Annotated in this window: 21 protein-coding genes; 14 read left to right on the top strand and 7 right to left on the bottom strand. The window is 68.4% G+C overall.

From position 1 onward, the window contains the following. The first annotated feature begins 103 nt into the window (after positions 1-103). Together E4M00_RS16345 and E4M00_RS16340 are read left to right on the top strand one after the other, a co-directional pair. On the top strand, positions 104-2,182 hold the full coding sequence (locus tag E4M00_RS16345; RefSeq protein WP_135121555.1) for a cell wall-binding repeat-containing protein: 2,079 nt from the start codon (positions 104-106) through the stop codon (positions 2,180-2,182). 220 nt (positions 2,183-2,402) lie between these two features. Then, positions 2,403-4,355, top strand: coding sequence for a DUF6541 family protein (locus E4M00_RS16340; RefSeq protein ID WP_135121554.1), 1,953 nt, complete (start codon positions 2,403-2,405; stop codon positions 4,353-4,355). Between the two features lie 43 nt (positions 4,356-4,398). Here E4M00_RS16340 and E4M00_RS16335 read toward each other — a convergent pair whose 3' ends face one another. Both E4M00_RS16335 and E4M00_RS16330 read right to left on the bottom strand, forming a co-directional pair. After that, a complete protein-coding gene (locus E4M00_RS16335; RefSeq protein ID WP_135121553.1) occupies positions 4,399-4,755 on the bottom strand; it encodes a DUF2304 domain-containing protein in 357 nt (118 codons plus the stop codon). Continuing rightward, positions 4,755-5,465, bottom strand: a complete 711-nt coding sequence (locus E4M00_RS16330; RefSeq protein ID WP_135121552.1) for a glycosyltransferase family 2 protein — start codon at positions 5,463-5,465, stop codon at positions 4,755-4,757. Before E4M00_RS16330 ends, E4M00_RS16335 begins: the two co-directional genes overlap by 1 nt. A gap of 75 nt (positions 5,466-5,540) precedes the next feature. On the opposite strand from E4M00_RS16330, the gene E4M00_RS16325 reads away from it, so the two are divergent. The 10 genes from E4M00_RS16325 to E4M00_RS16280 all read left to right on the top strand — a co-directional run bounded on the left by E4M00_RS16325 (position 5,541) and on the right by E4M00_RS16280 (position 17,254). Beyond that, positions 5,541-6,152, top strand: coding sequence for an acyltransferase (locus E4M00_RS16325; protein WP_135121551.1), 612 nt, complete (start codon positions 5,541-5,543; stop codon positions 6,150-6,152). Continuing rightward, positions 6,145-7,245: a DegT/DnrJ/EryC1/StrS family aminotransferase gene (locus tag E4M00_RS16320; protein WP_135121550.1), complete on the top strand. Its 1,101-nt coding sequence runs from the start codon at positions 6,145-6,147 to the stop codon at positions 7,243-7,245. Before E4M00_RS16325 ends, E4M00_RS16320 begins: the two co-directional genes overlap by 8 nt. After that, positions 7,245-8,231, top strand: a complete 987-nt coding sequence (locus E4M00_RS16315) for a Gfo/Idh/MocA family protein (protein ID WP_135121549.1) — start codon at positions 7,245-7,247, stop codon at positions 8,229-8,231. Before E4M00_RS16320 ends, E4M00_RS16315 begins: the two co-directional genes overlap by 1 nt. 1 nt (position 8,232) lies before the next feature. After that, a complete protein-coding gene (locus tag E4M00_RS16310; protein ID WP_135121548.1) occupies positions 8,233-9,396 on the top strand; it encodes a glycosyltransferase family 4 protein in 1,164 nt (387 codons plus the stop codon). Then, positions 9,393-10,604: a hypothetical protein gene (locus E4M00_RS16305; RefSeq protein ID WP_135121547.1), complete on the top strand. Its 1,212-nt coding sequence runs from the start codon at positions 9,393-9,395 to the stop codon at positions 10,602-10,604. Before E4M00_RS16310 ends, E4M00_RS16305 begins: the two co-directional genes overlap by 4 nt. Positions 10,605-10,673: 69 nt before the next feature. Then, positions 10,674-11,798, top strand: coding sequence for a glycosyltransferase family protein (locus E4M00_RS16300; protein ID WP_135121546.1), 1,125 nt, complete (start codon positions 10,674-10,676; stop codon positions 11,796-11,798). A 164-nt stretch (positions 11,799-11,962) separates the two neighbouring features. Beyond that, positions 11,963-13,684: an ABC transporter ATP-binding protein gene (locus E4M00_RS16295; RefSeq protein ID WP_240037233.1), complete on the top strand. Its 1,722-nt coding sequence runs from the start codon at positions 11,963-11,965 to the stop codon at positions 13,682-13,684. Continuing rightward, complete coding sequence (locus tag E4M00_RS16290) at positions 13,681-14,760, top strand: glycosyltransferase family 2 protein (protein ID WP_167756936.1); 1,080 nt, start codon at positions 13,681-13,683, stop codon at positions 14,758-14,760. Before E4M00_RS16295 ends, E4M00_RS16290 begins: the two co-directional genes overlap by 4 nt. A 56-nt stretch (positions 14,761-14,816) precedes the next feature. Further along, complete coding sequence (locus E4M00_RS16285) at positions 14,817-16,061, top strand: glycosyltransferase family protein (protein ID WP_135121543.1); 1,245 nt, start codon at positions 14,817-14,819, stop codon at positions 16,059-16,061. Then, on the top strand, positions 16,061-17,254 hold the full coding sequence (locus E4M00_RS16280) for a hypothetical protein (protein WP_135121542.1): 1,194 nt from the start codon (positions 16,061-16,063) through the stop codon (positions 17,252-17,254). The genes E4M00_RS16285 and E4M00_RS16280 overlap by 1 nt, the downstream gene beginning before the upstream one ends. Here the strand turns inward: E4M00_RS16280 and E4M00_RS16275 are convergent. After that, entirely contained in the window at positions 17,240-18,355 is a 1,116-nt protein-coding gene (locus tag E4M00_RS16275; RefSeq protein ID WP_167756935.1) for a glycosyltransferase family 2 protein, read from the bottom strand. The genes E4M00_RS16280 and E4M00_RS16275 overlap by 15 nt on opposite strands. Positions 18,356-18,470: 115 nt before the next feature. Here E4M00_RS16275 and wecB point away from each other — a divergent pair, with 115 nt between their 5' ends. After that, positions 18,471-19,541, top strand: coding sequence for a non-hydrolyzing UDP-N-acetylglucosamine 2-epimerase (gene wecB, locus E4M00_RS16270; RefSeq protein ID WP_135121540.1), 1,071 nt, complete (start codon positions 18,471-18,473; stop codon positions 19,539-19,541). A gap of 30 nt (positions 19,542-19,571) precedes the next feature. Here the strand turns inward: wecB and E4M00_RS16265 are convergent, their stop codons facing one another. Next, positions 19,572-20,723, bottom strand: a complete 1,152-nt coding sequence (locus E4M00_RS16265) for an acyltransferase family protein (RefSeq protein WP_135121539.1) — start codon at positions 20,721-20,723, stop codon at positions 19,572-19,574. Between the two features lie 80 nt (positions 20,724-20,803). Between E4M00_RS16265 and E4M00_RS16260 the strand changes: the two genes are divergently transcribed. After that, positions 20,804-22,105 (top strand): nucleotide sugar dehydrogenase, encoded by a 1,302-nt coding sequence (locus tag E4M00_RS16260; RefSeq protein WP_135121538.1) that lies wholly within the window; start codon positions 20,804-20,806, stop codon positions 22,103-22,105. 132 nt (positions 22,106-22,237) lie between these two features. Here E4M00_RS16260 and E4M00_RS16255 read toward each other — a convergent pair whose 3' ends face one another. The 3 genes from E4M00_RS16255 to rfbB all read right to left on the bottom strand — a co-directional run bounded on the left by E4M00_RS16255 (position 22,238) and on the right by rfbB (position 25,441). Next, a complete protein-coding gene (locus E4M00_RS16255; RefSeq protein ID WP_167756934.1) occupies positions 22,238-23,521 on the bottom strand; it encodes a lipopolysaccharide biosynthesis protein in 1,284 nt (427 codons plus the stop codon). Positions 23,522-23,609: 88 nt separating this feature from the next. Then, on the bottom strand, positions 23,610-24,458 hold the full coding sequence (gene rfbD / locus E4M00_RS16250) for a dTDP-4-dehydrorhamnose reductase (RefSeq protein WP_135121536.1): 849 nt from the start codon (positions 24,456-24,458) through the stop codon (positions 23,610-23,612). Further along, positions 24,455-25,441, bottom strand: a complete 987-nt coding sequence (rfbB, locus tag E4M00_RS16245) for a dTDP-glucose 4,6-dehydratase (protein WP_135121535.1) — start codon at positions 25,439-25,441, stop codon at positions 24,455-24,457. Before rfbB ends, rfbD begins: the two co-directional genes overlap by 4 nt. Between the last annotated feature and the right edge of the window lie 27 nt (positions 25,442-25,468).

Here is a 25,468-nt window from a genome sequence, read left to right as displayed (position 1 = left end):
TTCCTTCGGCCAGTTCCTCCCCATGCCGACCCTGCGGGATAGTGTGGAGGGCGACGGGCAGCGGTCGGGCGCTGGCCGCGCACTGCGCTTGGAGTACCGCACCATGAAGTCTGTCGTCGCCATCCTCCTCGCCGCGGCCCTCGGGGTGAGCATGCCGGGCATCGTTGCGACTCCGGCTGTCGCGGCTCCCCAGGCATCGTCCGCGACGGCACCTACGGCGGGGACGCCCGACGGCTCGACGACGGATGCGACCAGCGGCGACCCGGGCGAGACCCCGACGCCGGACCCCAGTACGGATCCGTCCGCCGAGCCGGCACCGTCACCCGATCCCACTGAGGGCTCGGCGCCCACGGAAGAACCCACCGCAGAGCCGACGCCCAGCGCCGAGCCGACGCCCAGCGCCGAGCCGACGCCCAGCGCCGAGCCGACGCCGTCGCCGTCGGCGTCGGCAGAGCCAACGCCGTCCGCCACGCCGACGCCCACGGAGGCTCCGGCCACCGAGGCACCTGTCGCTCCCGAGACGCCCGCGCCGCTGGCGTTCGGCAGGATCCAGACGCTCGCTGCAGGAACGTTCAGCCCGGGCTCCATCATCACGGACTTCAACTTCTTCAACTCGTGGGCGATGACCGAGGCCGAGATCCAGGCTTTCCTAGAGCGCCAGATCAACGCCCAGGGCGGTTGCCAGAACTCGAACTGCCTCGCGGCATTCCGCATGAACACACCCAACGCCTCGTGGAGCTTCGGCACCTGCGCCGCCTACAGCGGCGCGAACGGCGAATCGGCAGCGAGCATCATCTACCGTGTGCAGCGTCTGTGCGGGCTGAGCGCCAAGGTCATCCTCGTCACCCTCCAGAAGGAGCAGGGACTCATCACCTCGCGGGCTCCGAGCGATGGCGTCATGCGCAAGGCCATGGGCATGGGATGCCCGGACACGTCGGTCTGCGACTCGCAGTTCTACGGCTTCTTCAACCAGGTGTACGCGGCGGCTCGCCAGCTGGTCTGGTACACCAACCCCGGCAGCTCGATGTACCAGGGGGGCAAGTTCCGCGTGGGTGAGCCGCGCCCCATCCAGTACAGTCCGAATGCCGCCTGCGGGTCGTCGTCGGTCACGATCCAGAACCTCGCCACCTCGGCGCTCTACTTCTACACTCCGTACCAGCCCAACGCGAACAGCCTGGCTGCTGGGTGGGGAGCCTCGTGGGACGGCTGCGCCTCCTACGGCAACAGGAACTTCTCGCTGTACTACAACGCCTGGTTCGGCAACCCGAACTCGACGACGCCCCTGCCGACCACCCGTCTCGGCGGCAACGATCGGTACGCCACTGCTGTCGAGATCTCCAAGGACACCTACAAGTCCGCCGGCGTTCGGGTGGTCTACATCGCCTCCGGCGCCGGATTCGCGGATGCCCTGTCGGCGGCCCCGGCCGCTGCAGCCCAGGGCGGGCCGCTGCTGCTCGTTGCGCGGACGGCCATCCCGACGTCGACGCTGATCGAGCTTAAGCGGTTGAAGCCCAAGAAGATCGTTGTCGTCGGTGGAACCGGAGTCGTCGACGACCCCGTCATGGACGCGCTCAGGACCGTCGCTCCAGCGCAGCGCATCGCCGGCGCCGACCGCTTCGAGACCTCCCGGCTCATCGCGTCCACGGTGTTCCCGAAGGTCGCCTCCGCCTACCTCGCCACGGGGTGGGACTTCGCCGACGCGCTGTCGGCCGGCGCAGCAGCCGGTGCAGCCAAGACGCCGGTCCTGCTCGTCGACGGCAAGGCGCGGAAGGCCGATGAGGCAACCCTGAATGTGCTCGGAGCGATCGGTGCGACCAAGATCACTCTCGCCGGTGGCCCCGGGGCCATCACCGAGGGCTTCGCGTCGAGCGTGGCGGCATCGGGAGTCAGCGTGGTGCGGCGCTCGGGCATCGATCGCTACGCCACCAGCGTCGCCATCACCAACGCGGCTTTCGGATCGTCCGCCACGGCCTACGTGGCCTCCGGTGCGTCGTTCCCCGATGCCCTCGCCGGAGCCGCTGCCGCAGGGAAGACCCGGATGCCGCTGTACCTCAGCTTCACCGACTGCCTGCCGAGGGCCGTGCGCGAGTCCATCACCGCCAAGAACGCCGACAAGCTCGTCGTGCTCGGCGGAACCGGTGCTCTCACGGACCGTGTTCGCATGATGTACTACTGCGGCTGATTCCTGACGTTCGAGTAGCTGATCGATCGGCGATGCGTGCCGGGCGAGCGGTCGCGCGTGCGCAGGGCGGCGCGCGGCGTTCACCCACCCGGCACCCGGCGATCACCCGGCGATCAGCCCGAATGCCCCCGGTTCGCCGGGAGCACGCAGCGAAGCCGTCTACACTGTTCGACGTGCCCGTGCTCCACCGTCGTCCTCGCCATGCCCTGATCGCACGCTGATGGACACCTGGATATCGGCCGTTCCGGCCTTTCTCATCGCGCTCGCGTGGCTGCTGCTCCCCGGAGCCGCCGTCCTGGCTGCCCTCGGCGCCCGCGGCATGCTGCTGATCACCGTGGCTCCGGCCGTGAGCGTCGCTCTCGTCGGCGTCATCGCCATCGTGTTCGGTCGCGTCGGCGTCGAGTGGAGCCCGCTCAGCGTCGTGATCGTCGTGGTGCTTCTCGCTCTCGTCGCCTGGCTGCTCCGCCGTTTCGTGTTCCGTCGCCGGCCGGCACCGGTCTCACGGATGCCGCGGCTCGCCGTCGTCATCCCGTGGGCTGTGGCGGCGGTGGCCGTCCTGCTCCAACTCGCCATCGTGTGGGGAGGCCCCGACGCCATCTCCCAGACCTTCGACAACGGCTTCCACCTCAACGCCGTGCGTTACATCCTCGACACCGGCGATGCGTCGTCGCTGTCGCTGACCGGGGTTATCTCCTCCGGGGGCGCCTATCCCGCCGCCTGGCACGACGTCGTCTCTCTCGTCGCGATGACGCCGGGGGTCAGCATCCCGCTCGCCGCGAACATGATCAACCTCGCCGTCGCGGCGGTCGTCTGGCCCGGCGCCCTTCTGCTGGTCGCCCGAGTGCTGTTCCCCGGTCGCCTCGCAGCCCTCATCGCCGCAGCCGTGCTCGGTGCGGTGCTGCCCTGGTTCCCGCTGCTCATGCTCACGTTCGGGGTGCTGTTCCCGTTCTTCCTCGCCACGGCGCTGCTCCCGCTGGCTCTGGCTCTGGCGTTCTCGGTGTTCGGCCGTGGTTCCGACCTCGATTCCTCCTTGCTGCAGCGTGCCGTCGCAGCCGGGTTCGTGCTCTTGGCCATCGCCCTCGCTCAACCAGCCGTCGCCTTCTTCGCCGTGGCCGTGGCCCTGCCCGCGTTCGCCTGGTTCGTCGCCTCTGCGGCGCGTGGTGCTGCGTCCCGCGGCCGGATGATCACGATCATCGCACTGGCGACTCTTGCCGTCGGCGCCTTCGTGGCCGCCTGGATCATCGTCGGACGTATGGGGCAATACGCACCATGGGGACCGAAGGTCGGCGACAGATTCGGTCTTCTGGAGACCTTCCTGCTGTTCCGGGACGGTCAGCCGCCGTCCTTCGGGCTGGCGCTGTTCGTGATCATCGGCATCGTCATCATGATCGTCACCCGCCGACGGCTCTGGCTCGTCGGTGCGTGGGCCATCTCCGCGGTGCTGTTCTTCATCGCCGAAGCCGTGGGATCAGCCGAGGTGCGAGTGCTGTTCCTCGGTCTCTTCTACAAGGACCCGCCCCGGATGGCCGCGCTCTTCGGCGTCGTCTGCGTCGTCGTCGGTATCGTCGGCGCTGTGACGCTCTGGGACCTCGTGTCGGTGCGGTGGAACCGGCGCTTCCCGTCGCGCCCCATCACCTCGGTCATCGGCTGCGTCGTCTCGGTCGCCCTGTTCGTCGTTGTCGTCACTGCGGGACAGGTTCCGGCCCTTCAAACCGCATCGGCGACTGGTCGGTATGCCTGGGGGTCGGGGTCGTGGGCGCCGATCCTCTCGACCGACGAGCGCACGCTGCTCGAACGTCTCCCCGACACGACCGATCCCGACAGTGTCATCGCAGGTAATCCATGGACCGGGACGAACCTCGCCTACGCCATCGCCGACCGCCGCGTGCTGAACCCGCACTTCAACTACTCGCAGGATCCGGACCACGTGCTCCTGAACTCCCGACTGAACGAGATCGCCTCGGATCCGGAGGTGTGCGCAGCGGCAAATCGACTCGGAGTGGAGTACGCCCTCGACTTCGGCACGTACTTCGGGGACGCGGCCAAGTTGCTGAACTTCGACGCGACCGTCGCGTACCCGGGTCTGCTCGGCCTGGACACAGCGCCGGGCTTCGAGGAGGTCGACCGCGTCGGCTCGGCCGTGCTCTACCGCGTGCTCGACTGCCAGTCCTGAGCGGTCAGGGTCGGGAGCGGCCAAGGTGGGTGCTGATCGGCCGTCAGGCCTGGGGGCGCTCGATCCCGGCGTCTTCGGCGGCGGCGCGTGCCAGGGCGACCTCACGGGCCAGCCGCGTGATGCGGCGGTTCACCGCGACGTTGCGGCGATAGGTCGTCGCCACGAACACGAGGAACGCCAGCACGAGGGCGTAGAGCAGCAGGTCGGCTCCGCGCCCGACCCCGATGAGGTTGGCGAGCCAGCTGAGCCACTGGGGGAAGATGATCGACACGATCGCCACGATCACGAATCCGGCCATGAACAGGCGGCGCAGCGCCAGGTGGCTGTCGCTTCCGCCCGGACGGGCGAGGAAGAGTCCGACGACGACGACGCCGATGACGAGGAGGATCTGGATCCACATCAGCGCACCAGCAGATCGACGAGGATGTTGACGGAGTTCAGCACCGACTGGCCCTTGGCCTTCGAGTAGTCCGTGTAGAGGAGTTCCACGGGGTATTCCTTCCAGGGAAGCCTGGTGCGCCCGAGCTTCAGGACGATCTCGGTGGCATGCGCCATGCCGTCCTGCTCCAGCTCGATCCGGCGGGCGGCATCCGTGCGGATGACGCGGAGACCGTTGTGCGCATCCGTCAACCGGAGGCCCGTGGTGAGGTTCGTGACCCAGACGGCCGTCTTCAGGATGACGTGCTTCAGCCATCCGGGATTGGTGCGGTCGTCGAGGAACCTCGAGCCGAACACTATGGCGAGGTCGTCGGCCTTGGCCAGGTCGACCATCTCGACGGCATCGCTCACCCTGTGCTGGCCGTCGGCATCGAACGTGACGATGTAGCGGGCTTCAGGATGCGCCTCGACGTACTCGAATCCGGTCTGCAGGGCGGCTCCCTGCCCGAGGTTGACCGGGTGGTGCACCACCCGGGCCCCAGCCGATGCTGCGACCGCGGCGGATCCGTCGACGCTGCCGTCGTCGATGCAGACGATGTGATCGAAGTGCACGCGCAGGTCGACGATGACCTGCTCGATGACGGTGCGTTCGTTGTAGAGGGGGATGACGATCCACGTGTCCGCAGCGTGTCGCCGAGGGTCGACGGCGGGGCTGGGGGCAGGTGCGTGCATCAGACCATTCTTGCAGAACGCGATAGGCTGGGCGCTGCAGCGCATGCCAGTACCAGATCCAGGAGGAACCGCACAGTGCCGACGAGCCCCGGCGTCCGAATCGTGGATTCGGCCGATGTCGCCGACGATGCGACCATCGGATCAGGCAGTTCCATCTGGCATCTCGCCCAGGTGCGCGAGACGGCCGTTCTCGGTGAGAACTGCGTCATCGGGCGCGGGGCCTACATCGGAACCGGCGTCGTCCTCGGGGACAACTGCAAGGTGCAGAACTACGCACTGATCTACGAGCCCGCGCATCTCGGCCACGGGGTCTTCATCGGCCCCGCGGTCGTGTTGACCAACGACACCTACCCCCGGGCGGTGAACCCCGACGGAACGCAGAAGAGCGCGCACGACTGGGAACCCGTCGGGGTGACCATCAAGGACGGCGCCTCCATCGGCGCCCGCGCCGTGTGCGTGGCTCCCGTGACGATCGGCGCCTGGGCGACGATCGCCGCCGGCGCCGTCGTCACACGGGACGTGCCCGACTTCGCCCTCATGGCCGGCGTGCCAGCTCGCCGGCTGGGCTGGGTCGGGCGAGCAGGACAGCGACTCGTCGAAGACGGTTCGCACTGGGTGTGCCCGGCGACGGGAACCCGGTACAGAGAGAACGAAGGGGCGCTCGAAGAGCTTGCCGAACATGACTGACACTTTCATCCCCGCCGCGAAGCCGATCATCGGCGACGACGAGCGTGCAGCGGTCGACCGCGTCCTCCTTTCAGGAATGGTGGCCCAAGGCCCCGAGGTCGCTGAGTTCGAACGGGAGTTCGCCGTCGAGATGGTCGAGGGGCGCGCGAGCGTCGCCGTCAACTCCGGCACCTCCGGACTGCACCTCGGCCTTCTGGCCTCGGGAGTCGGCGCGGGCGACGAGGTCATCGTGCCGTCGTTCACCTTCGCGGCCACGGGGAACTCCGTCGCCCTCACCGGTGCCACCCCGGTGTTCGCCGACATCGAGCCCGACTACTTCTCGCTCGACCCGCGCGCCGTCGAGGCCGCCATCACGCCGCGCACCAAGGGCATCATGCCCGTGCACCTCTACGGCCACCCCGCCCTCATGGCCGAGCTGCGCGCCGTGGCGGACCGGCACGGCGTCGCCCTCTACGAAGACGCCGCCCAGGCCCACGGCGCCGAGATCGACGGTCACCGCGTGGGAACCTTCGGCACCTTCGCCATGTTCAGCCTCTACCCGACCAAGAACATGACCAGCGGGGAGGGCGGCATGGTCAGCTGCGCCGACGAGATGATCGTGCGCAACGTCAAGCTGCTGCGCAATCAGGGCATGGAGAAGCAGTACGAGAACGAGCTCATCGGCTTCAACAACCGCATGACGGACATCCATGCTGCCATCGGCCGTGTACAGCTCACCAAGGTGGGTGCCTGGACCGAGGCCCGCCGCAGCAATGCCGCCTTCCTCGACGCCAACCTGCAGGGCGTCGTGATTCCGCGCGTCGCACCGGGAGCGCGTCACGTCTACCACCAGTACACGGTGCGTGTACCTGAGGACCGCGATGGCTTCGTCACCGCGCTCCGCGAGGAGCACGCGATCGGTTCGGGGGTCTATTACCCGATTCCGAACCATCGCCTGCCGTCCCTCGCTCACTTCGCGCCGGCACTCGATCTCCCCGAGACGGAGAAAGCTGCCAGCGAGGTCGCGTCACTGCCCGTGCATCCCTCACTCTCGCAGTCCGACCTCGAGCGCATCGTCGCTGCGGTCAACGCTGTCGCGATGGCTGGCGCCTGATGGCTGCGTTGCGCGCCGGCCTGCTCGGCGTCGGTGTCATGGGGCGCCACCACGCTCGGGTGCTGCGCGAGGTCGACGGCGTCGAACTCGTCGCGATCGCCGATCCCGGTGGTGATCCGCACGGCGTCGCCGGAGCTCTCGAGGTGCTTCCCGACATCGAATCGCTCATCGCGGCGGGAATCGACATCGCGGTCGTCGCTGTTCCCACGCAGTTCCACGAGGATGCCGCCCTCCAACTCGCCGCGGCAGGCGTGCACACCCTCGTGGAGAAGCCGATCGCCCACAGCGTCGACGCGGGCAATCGCATGGTCGCGGCCTTCGCCGAGAGGGGACTGGTCGGCGCTGTCGGACACGTCGAGCGCTTCAACCCGGCGCTCCAGGAACTCCGTTCCCGGCTGGCCGCCGGCGACCTCGGCGAGGTGTACCAGATCGTCACCCGACGCCAGAGCGCCTTCCCCGCCCGCATCGCCGATGTCGGCGTGGCGAAGGATCTCGCCTCGCATGACATCGACCTCACCTCGTGGGTGGCGCAGAGCACCTACGCCTCCGTCTACGCGCAGACCACCTTCAAGAGCGGACGCAACCACGAGGACATGATCGCGGTCACCGGACGCCTCGCGAACGGGGTCATCGTCTCTCACCTGGTGAACTGGCTCAGCCCCATGAAGGAGCGCGTCACTGTCGTCACCGGCGAGCGCGGCGCCTATGTCGCGGACACCTCGACGGGAGACCTCACCTTCTTCGCGAATGGCACCATCCCGCTCGAATGGGAGTCCGTGTCCTCGTTCCGCGGCGTTTCAGAAGGAGACGTCACCCGGTACTCCTTCGCCAAGCGCGAGCCGTTGCGCGTAGAGCATGAGGCCTTCCGCGACGCCGTACTCGGTCGTTCGAACGACATCGTGACCCTCGAGCAGGGCCTGCGCACCCTCGAGGTGGTCGAGGGAGCGCTCGAGTCGGCGCGCAGCGGGTTGCCCGTCACCTTCTGACATGCGAGTCACCCTCGTCAGCCGGATCTTCTCGCCCGAGGCGGCCGCGGCATCCTTCCGACTGCTGGCCCTCACCCGGGCGCTCGTGGCCGGAGGAGACCGGGTCGAGGTGCTCACGACCACAATCCCCCCGGCACTGCGCTCGGAATCCGGACCGGACGCACCCGGGATGCGCGTCCGTCGGGCACCGGTGCTTCGGGACCGGAGTGGCTACCTGCGCGGCTACCTGCAGTACATGAGCTTCGACGTGCCGGCGTTCTTCCGTGTGCTGTTCACTGCGCGCGGCGACGTCGTCGTCGTGGAGCCGCCCCCCACGACCGGGCTCCTCGTCCGCGTCGCCTGCGACCTCCGCCGGCTGCCGTACGTCTACTACGCGGCTGACATCTGGTCGGACGCGACGGCGGCCACCGACGCTCCCCGTCCGGTCGTCGTGGCGGTGCGCTGGATCGAGGCACGCGCACTACGCGGAGCGCGACGCGTGCTCGCTGTGAACGACGGCGTGCGGGATCGAGTGCTCATGCTGGCACCCCGCGCCGATGTCGTGGTCGTGCCGAACGGCATCGACACCGAGATATTCACTCCAGCGGGCGACGTCGACGTCGATGCGCCGTGGGGGGTCTACGCCGGCACGACGAGTGAATGGCAGGGCGCCGACATCTTCATCCGTGCCATGCCCGCCGTGCTCGTGGTTCACCCGGACGCCAGGATCGCCTTCCTCGGGCAGGGGAGCGCGTGGGGGGCGCTCGAGCGCCTCGCGTCCGACCTGGCGCCTGGAGCTGTGGAGTTCCACGGGTCGGTGCCGCCTGCAGAGGCCGCGCGGTGGCTCCGATCAGCCCGGGCCGGCCTCGTGAGCCTCATGCCGGGCCAGGGATACGATTTCGCCCTGCCCACCAAGATCTTCGCGTCCAGCGCGACGGGCACGCCCGTGGTCTTCGCCGGCCTCGGTCCGTCCAGGTCCGTCATCGCGGCCGGCAGCCTCGGCACGGCCGTGGACTACGACATCGATTCAGTGGCGAACGCCCTCATCGACGCCTTCGGACGAGCCCGGGACACGAGGGACCGAGAAATCCGTGCACAGTGGGTGGCCGACAACGCATCGAGCTCTGCGCGTGCCAGGGAGGCGGCCGCCGTCGTGCGGAGCGGCGCCGGATCGGAACGCGCGTGAACCCGGTCGCGCGGCTCGTCGCCTGGGCGCGACGGTCGGTCGGTGCGGTCGTGCTCGCCCTTCCCGAGCCGATCCGGGTACGGCTCGTTCCGCACACCCTCGGCTACAGGGCTGCTGATCTGCCGGCCGCCATCAGACCTCCGGCAGGCGAGGTGCGACTCCTCATCGCTCCCGCCAACTACGCGGGTCAGGGGTTCGAGTGGGCCCGTGCAGCCGAACGCCTGTCGGGGGTCGGGGCGGCCAACCTCGTCATCTCCCGCGGCATCGACCGTGGATTCCGGGCCGACCATCGCGTCGCCGAGAACGTCGCAGTCGATTCGGAGTGGTGGTACCGACGCCACGCGGCGGCCGTGCTCGAGGGGTTCACCCACGTGCTCGTCGAGGCCGAGCGCCCGATCCTGGGTGGCTACTGCGCCGGCGACGTGCGCCGTGAAGCGGGTGAACTGCGAGCGGCCGGACTCGTCGTCGGCTACGTCTCCCACGGAAGCGATCTCCGACTGCCGAGCCGGCACGCGGCCAGGGAGGAGTGGTCTCCGTTCCGCGACCAGGACTGGCCGCTGCTTCCCGTCCTCGAGGAGACGGCTCGGGGCAACGCAGCATTCCTCGCCGAGCAGGACGCGACGGTGTTCGTGTCGACTCCCGAGCTCGTCCTCGACCATCCCGGGGCCATCTGGCTTCCGGTCGTCGTCGATCCGGCCCGGTGGTCGAATGCGACCCCTGTCCTGCGGGGAGGAATCCCGGTCGTGATGCATGCTCCGACGAATTCGGTCATCAAGGGCACAGAGCTGATCGAACCGACCACTCGTCGTCTGCACGATGAGGGAGTCATCGACTACCGGCGGATCGAGGGCGTTCCCGCCAGCGATATGCCGGCCACCCTGGCCATGAGCGACATCATTCTCGAGCAGTTCCGGCTGGGCATCTACTCGGCGACGGCGATCGAGGCGATGGCGGGTGGCCGCCTCGTGATCGGCTATCTGAGCGAGCAGGTGCGGGATCATGTGCGCAACCTCACCGGCCTCGAGGTCCCGATCGTGCAGGCGACGATCGACACGCTCGATGTGGTCCTCCGGGATGTCGCCACCCATCCGGAGCGGTACAGGGCGGTCGCCGAGCGGGGCCCGATGTTTGCGGCAGCCGTGCATGACGGCGCGCTGACCGCCAGCGTCCTCGAGCCGTTTCTGCGATCCGGCCACCCGCCGTCCTGACTCGCCCTGCCCGACGGCCGGTAGTCTGTACGGGCATTGAACAGCCAAACGACGACGAGGCCGAACCGCATGAAGACCCGACTGCTCATCCTCTCGTTCTCCCCGATTGCGGGGGATGCGCGCGTGCTCAAGCAGGTCGAGGCCTTCCGCGACGAGTACGAGGTCACCACGTGCGGCTACGGCGAGGCGCCCGACGGGGTGGCCGAGCACATCCGCATCCCCGATGACGTGCTCCACAACGTGCTGCATGACGGACGCATCACGAAGAAGCGCTACAAACGCGCCTATTGGTCGCTGTGGTCGGTCGGCTGGGTGCGCCGCCACCTCAAACCGGGCCGATGGGACGTCGTGCTGGCCAACGATGTCGAAGCCGTTCCCATCGCGCTCCGCCTGAAACCCGCGAAGGGAGTGCACGCAGACCTGCACGAGTACTCGCCGTTGCTGCACGAGGACTGGGAGGGTTGGAAGCTCAAGATCACGCCGTACGTCGAGTGGCTGTGCAGTGAGTACGTCAGTCAGGCGTCGTCGTGGAGCACCGTGAGCGGGGGACTCGCGCGGGAGTACGACCGCATGTTCGGATTCCGCCCGGTCATCGTCACCAACGCGGCACCGTACATCGTGGCGGAGCCGCAGCCGGTCGGCGAACCCGTGCGGCTGGTGCACTCCGGGGCCGCGATGCACGATCGTCGCCTCGACGACCTCGTCTCCGGGGTGATGGCCTCCACCTCGGGAGCCACCCTTGACTTCTACCTCACTCCGAATCAGCCGGCTTTCCTCGACCACCTGCGCGAGCGCGCCGCGGAGTCCGGCGGGCGGGTGCGGGTGAACGATCCTGTGCCGTACGCCGAGCTCTCCAGCACGCTACAGCGCTACGACGTGGGAGTGCACTTCCTTCCGCCGACGAACTTCAACAATCGCTGGGCCCTGCCCAACAAGCTGTTCGACTACGTCCAGGCTCGGCTCGGCGTGATCATCGGACCATCGCCGGAGATGGCCGAGTACGTCCACGGATTCGGGCTCGGAGTGGTCGCCGACGGCTTCGCGCCGGAAGACCTCGCTGCCGTTCTGGACACCATGACGGTCCACGAGGTGGAGAAGTGGAAGGCGAGCGCGAACGCCAGCGCCCGCGAGCTGTCCGCCGAGTCTCAGGTGGCGATCTGGAAGCAGGCGATCGCAGCGCTCGCCGCATCCTGATCCGAGCCGAATCTCGGCGGCTACTGAGGCGCCGCCCCGCACTCGGGCTTCCCACATACGGCGGATGGTAGTGTCGTCACGCCATGAAGCTCCTGTGGAAAACGCTCCGAGACCTCCTGCCTCTTCTCCCAGCGGGAGCGAGGAATTTCTTCGCGCTCTACGTCGTGCTGACCAGTGCCATCACGCTGCTCGACGTCGGAGCCATGACCCTGCTCGCGCTGATCATCACGCCGATCGTGACGGGCTCGCCGATCACCCTTCCGATCATCGGCCAGTTCCCGGCCTCTGCCGCCCCATTTCTCATCTTGGCGGCCTGCGGGCTGATCATCCTCAAGAGCGTCCTATCCGTCGGACTGCACTGGGTCGCCACCCGCCGCTTCGCGCGCTACGAGCTCGAGATCGGGCAGCGGATGTTCCGCGCCTACATCCACTCCTCCTGGGAGGAGCGCTCGAAGCGCAGCGTCGCTGAAGTCACCCGGATCGCCGACGGTGGCATCGCGAATACGATCATGGGCTTCATCCTGCCGCTCGCCCTCATTCCGGGCAGCCTGCTGACCTTCGTGCTCATCCTCGTGGTTCTCGTGGTCGCCCAGCCGCTCACCGCCATCATCGCGCTGCTCTACCTCGGCCTCGTCGCGTTCGTCGTCAACCACTTCGTCACCCGCCGTGCCCTGCTCGCCGGTCGGGTCAACCGCAACGCCAGCTACCGTGTCGCCATCTTCATGACCGAGATGGTCGAGGCGCTGAAGGAGATCACCCTCCGCAACCGTCTGGAGCAGGTCTCCCGAGTCGTGACCTCGGAACGCGTCCGCGCCGTGCGGGCACGGGCCAACAGCTCCTTCCTGAGCGTCATCCCGAAGTACGCCTTCGAGGCGGCCCTCGTCGGTGGGTTCCTGCTCATCGGCGGCGCGTCCTTCCTCATCGCCGGGCCCGATCAGGCCATCATCTCCGTCGCGCTGTTCGCGGTCACCGGGTTCCGGCTGATCCCCGCCATCAACGGCGTGCAGAGCGGCATCATCCAGGCATCAGCCACCATTCCCTCCGCGCAGGACGTCATCGACGACATCACTCGTTCGGAGAGCGATGTCAACGCCACCGAGATCGGCGAGGACCGCGCCACGCTTCCTGCTGGACCGAAGGTCCTCAGCCTCCACCAGGTGAAGTTCCGCTACCCGACGACCAACGGCCACGTACTGCGCGGAATCGACATCGACATCCCGTTCGGCAGCTCCCTCGGAATCGTGGGACCGTCCGGCGCGGGCAAGTCCACCCTGATCGATCTTCTTCTCGGCCTCAGCACACCCACCGACGGGAGTCTCACGATCGACGGCCTTCCCCTCGGTGACGTGCTGCGGGCCTGGCGTGGACGCGTCGGCTACGTGCCGCAGCGGGTCGCCCTCTTCGACGGGAGCATCGCGCAGAACGTCGCGCTCACCTGGGACGACGATTTCGACCCCGAACGTGTCAACCGCGCCCTCGAGATGGCACAGCTCTCGGCCGTCGTCGGCGAGCGGGAAGCCGGCATGTACTCCAAGATCGGCGAACGCGGTGTCGCCCTCTCCGGTGGTCAGCAGCAGCGTCTTGGTATTGCACGAGCCCTCTATGCCGATCCGCTCGTGCTGGTGCTCGACGAGGCGACGAGCTCGCTCGACACGAAGACGGAGGACGATGTCACGAGGGCCATCCGCAGTCTGCAGGGCGAGCTCACGATCATCTCGGTCGCGCATCGACTGTCGACGGTGAAGGACTACGACCAGATCTGCTATCTCGAGGATGGCCGAGTACTGGGCCTCGACACCTTCTATGGTCTGGCGACCACGCTCCCCGCGTTCGGCGAGCAGGTGGCCCTTGCCGGCCTCGGTCGGCCCGCCGCAGCGACGTCGTGAGCGCGACCGACCCCTTCATCGACGTCGTCATCGCGGTGCACGATCCGCGACGCCGCATCGACCGTGCTGTCGCCTCGGTTCTCGCGGCGTCGCCGTCGACGGATGCGCGGGTCACCGTCGTCGCCCACGGCATCTCCGCTGAGAGCCTCTCGGACGCCCTCGTATCCTTCGCCGGGGAGGCGAGGCTGCGTGTGGTCGAATTCGCGGACGGCCTGTACTCGCCGGCCGGCCCGTTCAACCACGGCCTCGGTATCGCGACCGGCACGTACGTGGCGATCATGGGATCGGATGACTTCCTCGAGTCCGGAGCGCTCGACGCGTGGTCCGAGCACGTGCGCTCGCATCGTACCGATTACCTGATCGCCCGCCTGCGCGATCAGGCTGGGGCGTTGTGGCGGGATCCGCTCACGCGTCCGTTCCGCGGTGCGCGACTGGATCCGGTGCGCGACCGACTGAATTACCGCGCGGCGCCTCTCGGCCTGATACGACGCTCCTACCTGGAGGGCACAGGAATCGCGCTGACGACGGGATTCACATCGGGAGAGGACATCGAGCTCGGTCTCGCATTGCTCAATGGGCAGGCTCGAATAGACGTCGGGCAGCATCTTCCCTGCTACGTGATCGGACAGGACGCACCGCAACGGGTGACGCTGCTCACGCGGTCCCCGGCGGCCGAATTCGAGGCGCTGCTCCACCTGTCGGAGCAGTCCTGGCCCCTGTCGCTGCCCCGACGACGACGTCGTGCGATCGCCATCAAACTCTGGCGCATGAACGTGATCCCGGCGGTCCTTCTGCGCCAGCAGGCCTCGGACTGGACGCCGGACGATCTCGATGCACTGCGCCGGGTCGCCGAGTGGTTGCACCGACTGGATGAGTCCGCCGTTCGCTCTCTCTCTCGCTCCGAGCACCTGGTCGTCGCTGCGGCGACCGCCCCAGACGCGGATGGCGTCGCACTCGCCATCGCGCGTGTGCGGGGGGCTGGCCCGGCTGATCGCCTGCGCACGGTGCGCCTGAGGGACGCCTTCGCCATCGACTCGCTGCTGCGCCGCGTCGTGCGCCTGCGATTGCCGCACTGACGGCGGGCGGCGTCCGGGCCGCGACGACCCCGTGAGATGATGGGAGAGCTATGGGCATGGTGAACCGAGTGATGAGCTGGCCGCGGTCCGCCATCGATCGCACGTTGCGCAATCGCAACCGTCTTCCCCGTTTCGCCAACCGCACGATCGACTACATAGCCGACCATCCCGACAGCCTGCTGGGCCGCATTGCAGCCCGTTCCCTCGGCTCGTCGTCCACTGGCGACCTGCCGGCTCCTGCGGTGAGGCCGGATGCTGCGGCTGCGGTGTACATCGGACCGACCAACTATGCCGCCCAGGGCTGGCTGTGGGCCAGGGCGATCGACGCCGATCCGAGGGATGTCCGAGCACTGAACATGGCCGTCGACGTTCCGGGCGGATTCTCGTTCACCGCCGACATCGAGGTGTCCGTTCCGGTCTACAACAACTCGAGGGTGTGGCAGGAGGCCGAACTCGCAGCGGTCTCGACCTTCTCCCATGTCCTCTACGAGGCCGAGCGCGCCCTGTTCGGACGCCTCTACTCCCGTGATGTCGCGGTCGAGTCCCGTGTGCTCGCCGGACGGGGGCTCTCCACAGCATTCATCTGCCACGGGGCCGACATCCGCCGCCCCAGCACGCACGTGTCGCTCACGCCGTGGTCGCCCTTCGCCGACGACGACACGTACCTCGTCAAGCTGGAACGCGATGCCGTGCGAAACCGGGCACTGCTCGATGAGCTCGGGCGTCCGACCTTCGTCTCCACTCCCGATCTGCTCGTCGACGTTCCCTACGCCACCTGGTGCCCCGTCGTGATCGACCCCGCCCGGTGGGAGGGCGGAGTCGCCGTGGACGAGCGCAGCCGCCCCGTCGTAGTGCACGTCCCGAGCAAATCGACGGTCAAGGGGACGCATCTCATCGAGCCGGCGCTGCGTCGGTTGGACGAGGCGGGAACGATCGAGTACCTGACCATCACCGGTGTTCCGTCGGCCCGGATGCCCGTGGTGTACGGTCAGGCGGACATCGTGCTGGACCAGTTCCGGCTGGGCTCCTACGGGGTCGCCGCCTGCGAGGCGATGGCCGCCGGCCGAGTCGTCGTCGGACACGTCCTCGACTCCGTGCGCGACGTCGTGATGGAGCAGACCGGGCGTGAGCTGCCGATCGTCGAGGCGACTCCCGACACCCTCGAGGACGTGCTTCTGGGCCTGATCGCCGACCCGGCGCGTCGGGCGGCCCTCGGACGGGACGGCGCCGATTTCGTGCGGGCCGTGCACGATGGTCGGCTGAGCGCTCGTGTGCTCCTCGACGGTTGGGTTCTCGCCTGATGCGCCTCCCCAGCACGCTGGAGCTCTGGCGGGCCATGCCGTCGTGGATCCGGGATCCTCTCGCCGTCACCGTCGCCACGGTGAAGGGAGAGAGGGTGCCGCCACCGCCGAGTCCGGCCAACCGGCCGATCCGCCTGATGATCGCTCCGGCCAACTACGCGGGACAGGGCTATCGCTGGGCTCGGGCCGTCGCGGAGAACCCGCGCGTCGCCGCGATGAACATGGTCTACGACTCGATCAACCCGTTCGGCTATCCCGTCGACTATCCCGTGCCCGGTCGAATCGCCGGGCACTCGAGGCGCTGGCAGAAGGCCCAGCTGGCCGCAATCACCCAACGATTCACCCACATGCTCATCGAGGCGGAGATGCAGCCGCTCGGCAGTCTCTATGGCGGAGACGTGCTGGCCCAGGCCCGCGCGATCCGTGGCGGGGGAGTCCAGATCGGCATGATCTGCCACGGGTCGGACATCCGCCTGCCGTCGCGGCACGCTGAAGCCGATCCGTGGTCGCCGTTCCACAACGACGACTGGGTGCCGGTGGCGGCGCTGGAGAAGGTCGTGCTCGGGAATCTCCGCGTGCTCGGTGCGCTCGGCGCCCCGACATTCGTGTCGACACCCGGCCTCCTGCTCGACGTGCCGGATGCGCATCTCCTTCCGGTGGTCATCGACCCTGCCGCCTGGGCGCAATCCACGCCGATCCTCGAACGCGCCCGCCCTCGTGTGCTGCACGTGCCGTCGAACCCGCTGGTGAAGGGCACCGCCGAGATCACTCCGATCCTCACTCGCCTGCACGACGAGGGCATCATCGAGTACGTGACGGTCTCGAACGTCACGCATGTCGAGATGCCGGCCCTGTTCGGGGGAGCGGACATCGTGCTCGACCAGTTCCGGCTCGGCGACTATGGGGTCGCAGCGTGCGAGGTCATGGGCTCGGGGCGCCTCGTCGTCTCGCACGTGAGCGAGCAGGCGCGAGCGGCTGTCGTGTCCGCGACGGGTCTCGAGCTGCCCGTCGTGGAGGCGGACATCGACTCCATCGAAGAGGTGCTCCGGGACGTCCTGGCGCGTCGCGAGCACTATCGATCCGTCGCCGCCCGGGGCCCGGGTTTCGTGCGCGAGGTGCACGACGGGCGGATGTCGCGCCGCGTTCTGGAGGACGGCCTGCTCTTCGTACCGGGCGGGTCAGCGGAACTCTAGCGCGTCTGGGTACGCCCGACGAGGAAGGGCGATGTTGGCGAGTGCGGATGCCGCCGAGAATCGCAGCGGAGCCTCGGCATGCAGCAGCCTCGTGAGACGTCGCGGAAAGAGGGAGGCGACGGCCAGGCGTCTCCTCCGTCGGATCGCCAGCGATCCGAGGGTGCGAGCGCACGAGGACGGGTCCAGGATGGCGTCGAGCAGGTCGCGATCGGCTCGGGAGAGGACCTCCTCGATACCGTGGCCGGACGAGAGCAGAAGACGGGCGATCTCGGCCAGCTCCTCCCGGTCCGGCGTCGCCCAGAGGGCCGGGTCCGGTCGGTTCGACACGGCCCCGAAGAGGTGGATGCGCAGGAACTTGGCCACGAGCGCGGACTGGGACGGTGCCGGCAGGGCGCGGAACCACGAACTGCCGATGGTCGACGGCAGGTAGGCGAACTCCTCCGCGATCGATCGTGTGGCGAAGGTCACCCGATCACCGGAGTCATCGTGGAGGCGGTATGCCGGGGCCGAGCGTGCCGAGGAGATGCGCCGCCCGGAGAACCAGAGCCGGGAGACATAGGGAAGGTCTTCGCCCGACGGCAGTCCCTCGGCGAAGCGCAGCTCGCCGAACGCTGCGCGGGACACCAACCCGAGCGGAGCGCTCCGGTAGCTCAGGCGATCCTTCACGGGGTCGAGGCTGCTCTGCCGGAAGGGACGCGTCGGCGGGGTCGGGACCGGAGATCCGCCGGCATGGCGCAGGCATGCGATCACGACGTCGGCGGAGTCGCTGTTCGCCACGGCGAGCCAGGCGTCGATCGCCCCGGGCTCGAATTCGTCATCGGACCCGAGCACGGAGGTGAACGGCGCGGTGGCGTGGTCGAGGCCGAGGTTGAATGGCCCGGCCGGGCTGGCGATGCCGTCGTGGAGCTCGAGGATCCGCAGGCCGGCCTTGCCGACGAATCCGGACAACCGGGCGACGACGGGAGCAGCATCGGTGTTGTGGACCACGACGGTCACTCGAACCGACGCCGTCGTGTGCAGCAGCACGGAGCCGACAGCACGCTCGACCGGACGGTCCGGACTGTGCACGGCGATCACGACATCCACCGACGGAGACGTCACGTCGTCATCCTCCGCTGGCAGCACCCGTCAAAACTATCAGGGGCGCGCCTGCCTGCCGTCGGGTCCGCGTTCGGATGGGGCTCATGTCCGACGGGCCGGAATAGACTTGAGTATCGTGAAGATCCTCAGCGTCGTCGGTGCCAGGCCCCAGTTCGTCAAGCTCGCTCCCATCGCCCACGCCGCCGCGGCCGCCGGGGTCGACCATGTCATCGTGCACACCGGGCAGCACTACGACCCGATGCTCTCCGACGTGTTCTTCGACGAGCTCGGCATCCCGGCTCCCGCAGTGCACCTCGGCATCGGATCCGGATCGCACGGCGTGCAGACGGGGGCGATGCTCTCGGCCCTCGATGCCGTGCTCGACGAGCATCGGCCCGACTGGGTGCTCGTATATGGGGACACGAACTCCACGCTCGCGGCCACGCTCTCGGCCGTCAAGATGCACATACCGGTCGCCCATCTCGAGGCCGGGCTGCGGTCGTTCAACCGGCGCATGCCTGAAGAGCACAATCGCGTGCTCACCGATCATGCGGCCGATCTGCTGCTCGCGCCGACCGCTGTCGCCGTAGCTCACCTCGGTCGCGAGGGCCTGGGCGACCGCACGGTGCTGGTCGGGGACGTCATGACGGATGTGCTGCTCACTGAGCGCGCCCGCATGGGCGACGCACCCTCAGCCCTCGTGAGGGAACTCGGGCTCACTCCCGGTGGGTTCTCCGTCGCCACGATCCACCGAGCCGAGAACACTGACGACCCGATCCGTCTCAAGCAGGTGGCCGACGGCCTCGCTGCCCTCGATCATCCCGTGATCCTGTTGGCGCACCCCCGTGTCATCGCCAAGGCTGCCGAGCACAACATCTCCCTGACGCGTGGTTCGCTCGTGGCCCATCCGCCTCTCGCCTATGCCGAACTCATCGCCGCAGCGATCGCGAGCCGCGGAATCGTCACGGATTCAGGAGGACTCCAGAAGGAGGCGTTCCTTCTGCGTGTTCCGTGTACGACTGTTCGCACCGAGACCGAATGGGTCGAGACCGTCGAACTGGGCTGGAACGTGCTCGCGAACTCCGCGGAGGAGATCGCCGCGGCGGTCGGACGCGAACTCCCGCCCGCCACGGATGCCGCACCGTACGGCGACGGTCACGCCGCGATCCGCGTCATCGAGGAACTGGCGTCGCGCACAGGGCGATGACCATCGGCTCGAGGCGAGCCTCGCCCGATCTCAGCCCTCGGCGATGGCGGGATCCTGCCGGGCTCGTCGAGCCGACACCACGCCCTGCTGCCAACGACGAAGCCTGCTCTCCACGGGCTTCTCCACCCAGAGGTGGAGGGCGGCGGCGGCTGCGATCGCGAGGACGAGGAGTGCGGCGAACCAGCCCAGGTTCGCCCACCGTGGGGGCTGCGGCCCGAGAAGGCTCAGCGCCGTGTAGATGATCGTGGCGTGGACGAGGTAGAACGCGAACGACCACTCGCCGAGCGCCACCATCGGGCGGGAAGCGACCCACCCGGCCTTGCCCCGCAGATTGGCGCTCGCGGTGATGACGATGAGCGCGGCGCAGAGCACGGTGACGACCTCGCTCGTGTAGGGCGACACGACGATGTAGGCCGGGCGGAAGGCGTCGACTCCCTCCAGCCCGACGATGACGACGAAGTACGCGACGATGGCGATCGCGGGGACGATCGGGTGCATGCGCGGGCGCCAGCCCTGGCGCATGGCCCACGCCAGGCACATGCCGAGGAGGAACTCGTTGACGCGCAGGATGGGCCACGGCAGTTGCGCAAGCCAGCTTGTCGGGGCGAGCTCGATGGCGACCCGAGTCGCCACAGCGAACAAGACGACCCCGCCGGCGGCCACGAGAGCACCGCGCTTGCCGAGTCGGGACACAAGCGGTGAGACGAACGGATGCAGCGCGTAGAAGAACGACTCGATCGTGAGCGTCCACGCTGCTGGGTTCCCCGAGAACAGGATCGCGGGATCGCGGGACCATCCCTGCAGGAGGAAGACCGAGAGCATCAGGATGCCGGCGCTGAACGGCTTGACCCACCATTGGGCCGGGTCGGGAGAGAAGCTGTAGAAGACGGGAATCGCGAGCAGGAGGGTCACGAAGGCGAGAGGCCAGATCCGGGCGAACCGGCGCCAGTAGAACGTGCTCTTGGGAGTGCCGGGACGCATCGACCACGTGAGGACGAAACCCGAGAGCACGAAGAAGAAGGTCACTCCGAAGAAGCCGAACTGTAGGAGGCTCGAGGCTATCGCGGGCAGGGGAGCGAAGACCAGCATGTGGTAGCCGAAGACCACGAAAGCCGCCCACCACCGCAGTCCGGTGATGGCGTCGAGCCGCGAGGCGTGCGCGGTACCGGTCTCTGTGGTCACGGTCGCCCAGTTTACGCGAGGCCGGCTGAGCGGTGGGTGCACGGAGAATGGGCCGGGAGCGGGACGGTAGACTCGAGCCCGTGCGTATCGCTGTCATAGCCCTCGGCAAGATCGGGCTTCCCCTCGCTGTCCAGTTCGCCGAAAGTGGCCATGACGTGGTGGGGGTGGATGTGAATCCCGCGGTCGTCGACCTCGTCAATCGTGGCATCGAGCCGTTCCCGGGAGAGGCGCAGCTGCAGGAGAAACTCTCGGTGGTCGTGCCGTCGGGTCGTCTGAGGGCGACCACCGACTACGCCGACGCCGTGCCCGACGCCGATGCCGTGGTCGTCGTCGTCCCTCTCTTCGTCGACAACGACAGCTGGGAGCCCGACTTCGGGTGGATGGACGAGGCGACGCGATCCCTCGGCGATCACCTCACCGCGGGGACCCTCGTGTCCTATGAGACGACGCTCCCCGTCGGCACCACCCGGAATCGATGGAAGCCGCTGCTCGAGGAGCGTTCGAACCTGGTCGAGGGCGCCGACTTCGATGTCGTCTTCTCGCCGGAGCGCGTGCTCACAGGGCGGGTCTTCGCGGACCTCCGCAAGTATCCGAAACTGGTGGGCGGGCTGAACGCCGCGGGCGCCGAGAAGGCGCGAGCCTTCTACGAGGCCGTGCTGCAGTTCGACGATCGCCCCGATCTGCCGCGTGCCAACGGCGTCTGGGATCTCGGAAGCGCCGAGGCGGCCGAGATGGCCAAGCTGGCGGAGACCACCTACCGCGACGTGAACATCGGCCTCGCCAACCAGTTCGCGCTCTTCGCCGATCAGGTGGGCGTCGACGTCTACCAGGTGATCGAGGCGTGCAACTCGCAGCCGTACAGCCACATCCACCGTCCCGGCATCGCCGTCGGCGGCCACTGCATTCCCGTCTATCCCCGTCTCTACCTCGCCACCGACCGCGAGGCGGACATTGTGCGCACGGCCAGGCTGCTGAACGCCTCGATGCCCGCCCGCACCGTCGCCAACGCCGCAGGCATCCTCGGCGACCTCGCGGGCCTCCGCGCCGTCGTACTCGGCGCCGCCTACCGCGGTGGTGTCAAGGAGACGGCCTTCTCCGGGGTCTTCGCGACCGTCGAAGCACTGCGTGAGCACGGAGCATCCGTTCTCGTACACGATCCCCTCTACACGGATGACGAACTCCGCGCCTTCGGCTGGGAGCCGTTCGCGCTCGGAGACGCCGTCGACCTGGCCATCGTGCAGGCCGACCACGCCGACTACAAGGACCTCGCGCCGGCCGACCTGCCCGGCGTGCGCCTGCTCGTCGATGGTCGCAACACCACGGATGCCGCCCGCTGGGCCGGCACCCCGCGCCTGGTCATCGGCGGCGGCGGAGTCCGCTAGCACGCTCTCGCTGGCTTCGCTCGCTCGCTGAGACCCGGACGCAGTCCGCGGTCGACGCGCGCCGCGCCACCTCGCGTGCGAGGCCGCTGCAGGCGATCGCTGCGCTCGGCCGTCACCGAGCTGGCTGCGGCGTCAGTCCGGCGTCGAGAACTCGCCGGGCGGGAAGATCGTCGGCTCGTCGAGCGGATCCGCGCCGTCGGCGAGGGGCCGCTTGAAGGCCTTCCGGAGTGCCACCAACTGCACCAGCAGCACGGCGACCTCCGAGAGCGCGAGGCCCCACGCCAGGCCGACGACGCCGAAGGCGAAGGTGAGCGGGATCATGAGCACGGTGCCGATCACGGCGCCCACGATGGTGCTGCGTGCCAGGACGCGTGCCAGGTCGAGGGCGGTGAGGCAGGCGAAGCCCGTGAGCTGCGACGCGAGCAGGGCCGCCAGATTGACGGCCATCGCTGCGGCGAGGGCATAACTGATGGTGAGGGCGCCGCCCGAGAGCACGTCGCCGATCCAGGGCCCGAGCAGGGCGTAGACCAGTCCGCCGACAAAGCCGAGGCCGAGCCCGATCAGCGTGACGCGCTTGGCGCGCCGCACGAGCTGCGCGGGGTCGGGGGACGGGACGTAGCCCTGAGCGATCTGCACCACCGGGCGGGTCGAGTAGAGCGCCAACCTCACGATGCGTTCGGCGAGGGCGTACACGGCCGTCGCGCTCGGGATGAAGATCTGCACGATCACGATCGGCACATTGACGTAGAGCGACGTCGTGGCGGCCATCGTGACGGGCGCGGCCTGCCCGCGCAGGTTCCTCGCGGCGCGGACCGGCGACAGGGTGAAGCGCCATCCGCGATTGCGCCGCAGGATGTCGCCCGAGCCGAGGGCGGCCGCGAGCAGCACTCCCACCAGCTGGAGTCCGGCGAACCAGGTGGCGTTCCCCGTGGCGATCAGCACGCCGGCTCCGACCACGGTGCCGATGATGCGGGGCATGGTGTCGATGAGCAGGAAGCGGAGGGGGCTCTTCTCGCCGACGTAGAACCAGCCGGCACCGAGTGCGACGAGGATGCCGCTGGAGACCGTGAAGGTCGCCAGCCACGGATCCCCGCGCGAGAACAGGATCGCGAGGGGGATCGACACGATCAGCATCGCGAGGCTCAGCCAGGAGCGCGACAGCACGGAGTCGAAGAAGTACTGCCCCCGGAGTGCCGGTTCGCGGCTGGCGACATCCGTGGGCCCCGTCACTCCCCAGCCGAAGACGGCGATGACGAAGGAGAATCCGGCGACCGCCTGCGAGACGGCGATGGTCGTCCATGCCTCTTCGCCGGCGGCGATGATGACGGTGGGAATGACGCCGATGCTCACGATGCCGCTGATCGCGACGGAGAGCCCGTAGGCGCTCGTCGCCGTCAACAGTCTGCGGCGATTCACCGAGCGTGCTCCCATCGTTCTCGATCCGGCGGCGAATCGACGTGAGCCAACCTACCTCGCCGCGCGTGGGCGATCCAATCGACTCGCGTCAGGAGAAGATGCCGAGTGAGGAAGCCTCGTCGAGCGCGGAGCGCCAGTCGCGCATCGGAGGCAGGCCGGCGACGGCCCAGCCGTCGTGGCCGAGCACGGAGTACGCAGGCCGCGGTGCCGGGCGGCGGAAGGAGCCGCTGTCGGTCGGCGTGATCCGGTCGGGGTCGAGTCCGGCGTCCTCGAGTACGGCGCGGGCGAACCCGTACCAGCTCGTCGATCCGCTGTTCGTGCCGTGGTAGATGCCGGCCGGGGCGCCGGAGTCGAGGAACTCCACGGTCCGTCGAGCGAGGTCGCGGGTCCACGTGGGCTGGCCGACCTGGTCGTCGACGACGCTCCAGGTCTCCCGCTGGGCGGCGATGGCGAGCATCGTGCGCGCGAAGTTGCCGCCGTGTGCGCCGTACAACCAGGCGGTGCGGATGATGACGGAGCCTGCAGGATGCAGCTCGAGGGCGAAGCGCTCGCCGGCCGCCTTGGTACGACCGTAGGCCGACACCGGGTGCAGCGGCTCGGATTCCGCATAGGGAGACGTCGCCGTTCCGTCGAACACGTAGTCGGTGGAGAACTGCACGAAGCGCGCCGAGGTCTCGGCGGCGACCCGCGCCAGGTTCGCAGCCCCGACGGCGTTGACGGCGTGGGCGTCATCCTCGTGGGTCTCGGCGTCATCGACCGCCGTGTAGGCCGAGGCGTTGATGATCACGTCGTGGCCCGCTCCGGCAGAGCGCACCGCGCCGAGGTCGGTGACATCGAGGTCTGCTCGCGTGAGCGCCGTGGTCTCGCGACCGTCGAGGGCCTCGACGAGATCGTGGCCGAGCATGCCGGACGCCCCCGTCACGAGGTAGCGGGTCATCGGAGCTCCGCGCGCGCCTTGAGCGGTTCCCACCAGGCGCGGTTGTCGCGGTACCACTGCACGACGTCTGCGAGGCCCTGCTCGAACGGCACCAGCGGCTCGTAGCCGAGCTCGGCGCGGATCTTCGAGATATCGACCGAGTAGCGCAGGTCGTGGCCCAGGCGGTCGGCCACACGGTCGACGAAGGACCAGTCCTTGCCCGTGGCCTCCAGCAGGAGCTGCGTCAGCTCGGTGTTGCTGAGCTCGGTGCCTCCGCCGATGTTGTAGATCTCGCCGGCACGGCCGTTCACGAGGACCAGGGCGATACCGCGTGTGTGGTCGTCGACGTGCAGCCAGTCGCGGATGTTGTCACCGGTGCCGTAGAGGGGGACGTGCCTGTCGTCGATGAGGTTCGTGACGAACAGCGGGATGACCTTCTCGGGGAAGTGGTACGGGCCGTAGTTGTTCGAGCAGCGTGTGATCGACACGTTGAGGCCGTGGGTGCGATGGTACGACCGGGCGAGCAGGTCGCTCCCCGCCTTCGATGCCGAGTACGGTGAGTTGGGCTCGAGCGCTCGCTGCTCGTCCCACGAGCCCTCGGCGATCGATCCGTACACCTCGTCGGTGGAGACGTGCACGAAGCGGGGGACGCGGTTGCGCAGGGCGGCGTCGAGCAACTGCTGCGTACCGAGGACGTTCGTCTCGACGAAGATGCCTGCGTCGCGCACGGAGCGATCGACGTGACTCTCGGCTGCGAAGTGCACGACGGCGTCGAGGCCGGGGAACAACTCGTCGAGCAGGGCCCCGTTCCTGATGTCGCCGTGCACGAAGCTGTAGCGCGGCGAATCGGAGACGGGAGCGAGGTTCTCGAGATTACCGGAGTAGGTGAGGGCGTCGAGGACGACCACCTCGGCCCCCTCGAGTCCAGGGTACGCGTCCTGGAGGGTGCGCCGCACGAAGTTGGAGCCGATGAAACCGGCCCCACCGGTGACGAGGATCTTCATGGAGGGAGGTCCGTCCGTTCGTTGGTT

The organism is Orlajensenia leifsoniae (assembly GCF_004570845.1).
Classification (GTDB): domain Bacteria; phylum Actinomycetota; class Actinomycetes; order Actinomycetales; family Microbacteriaceae; genus Orlajensenia; species Orlajensenia leifsoniae.
The sequence above is the reverse complement of the archived record's forward strand: the minus strand, read 5'-3'. Positions and strand labels throughout refer to the sequence as shown.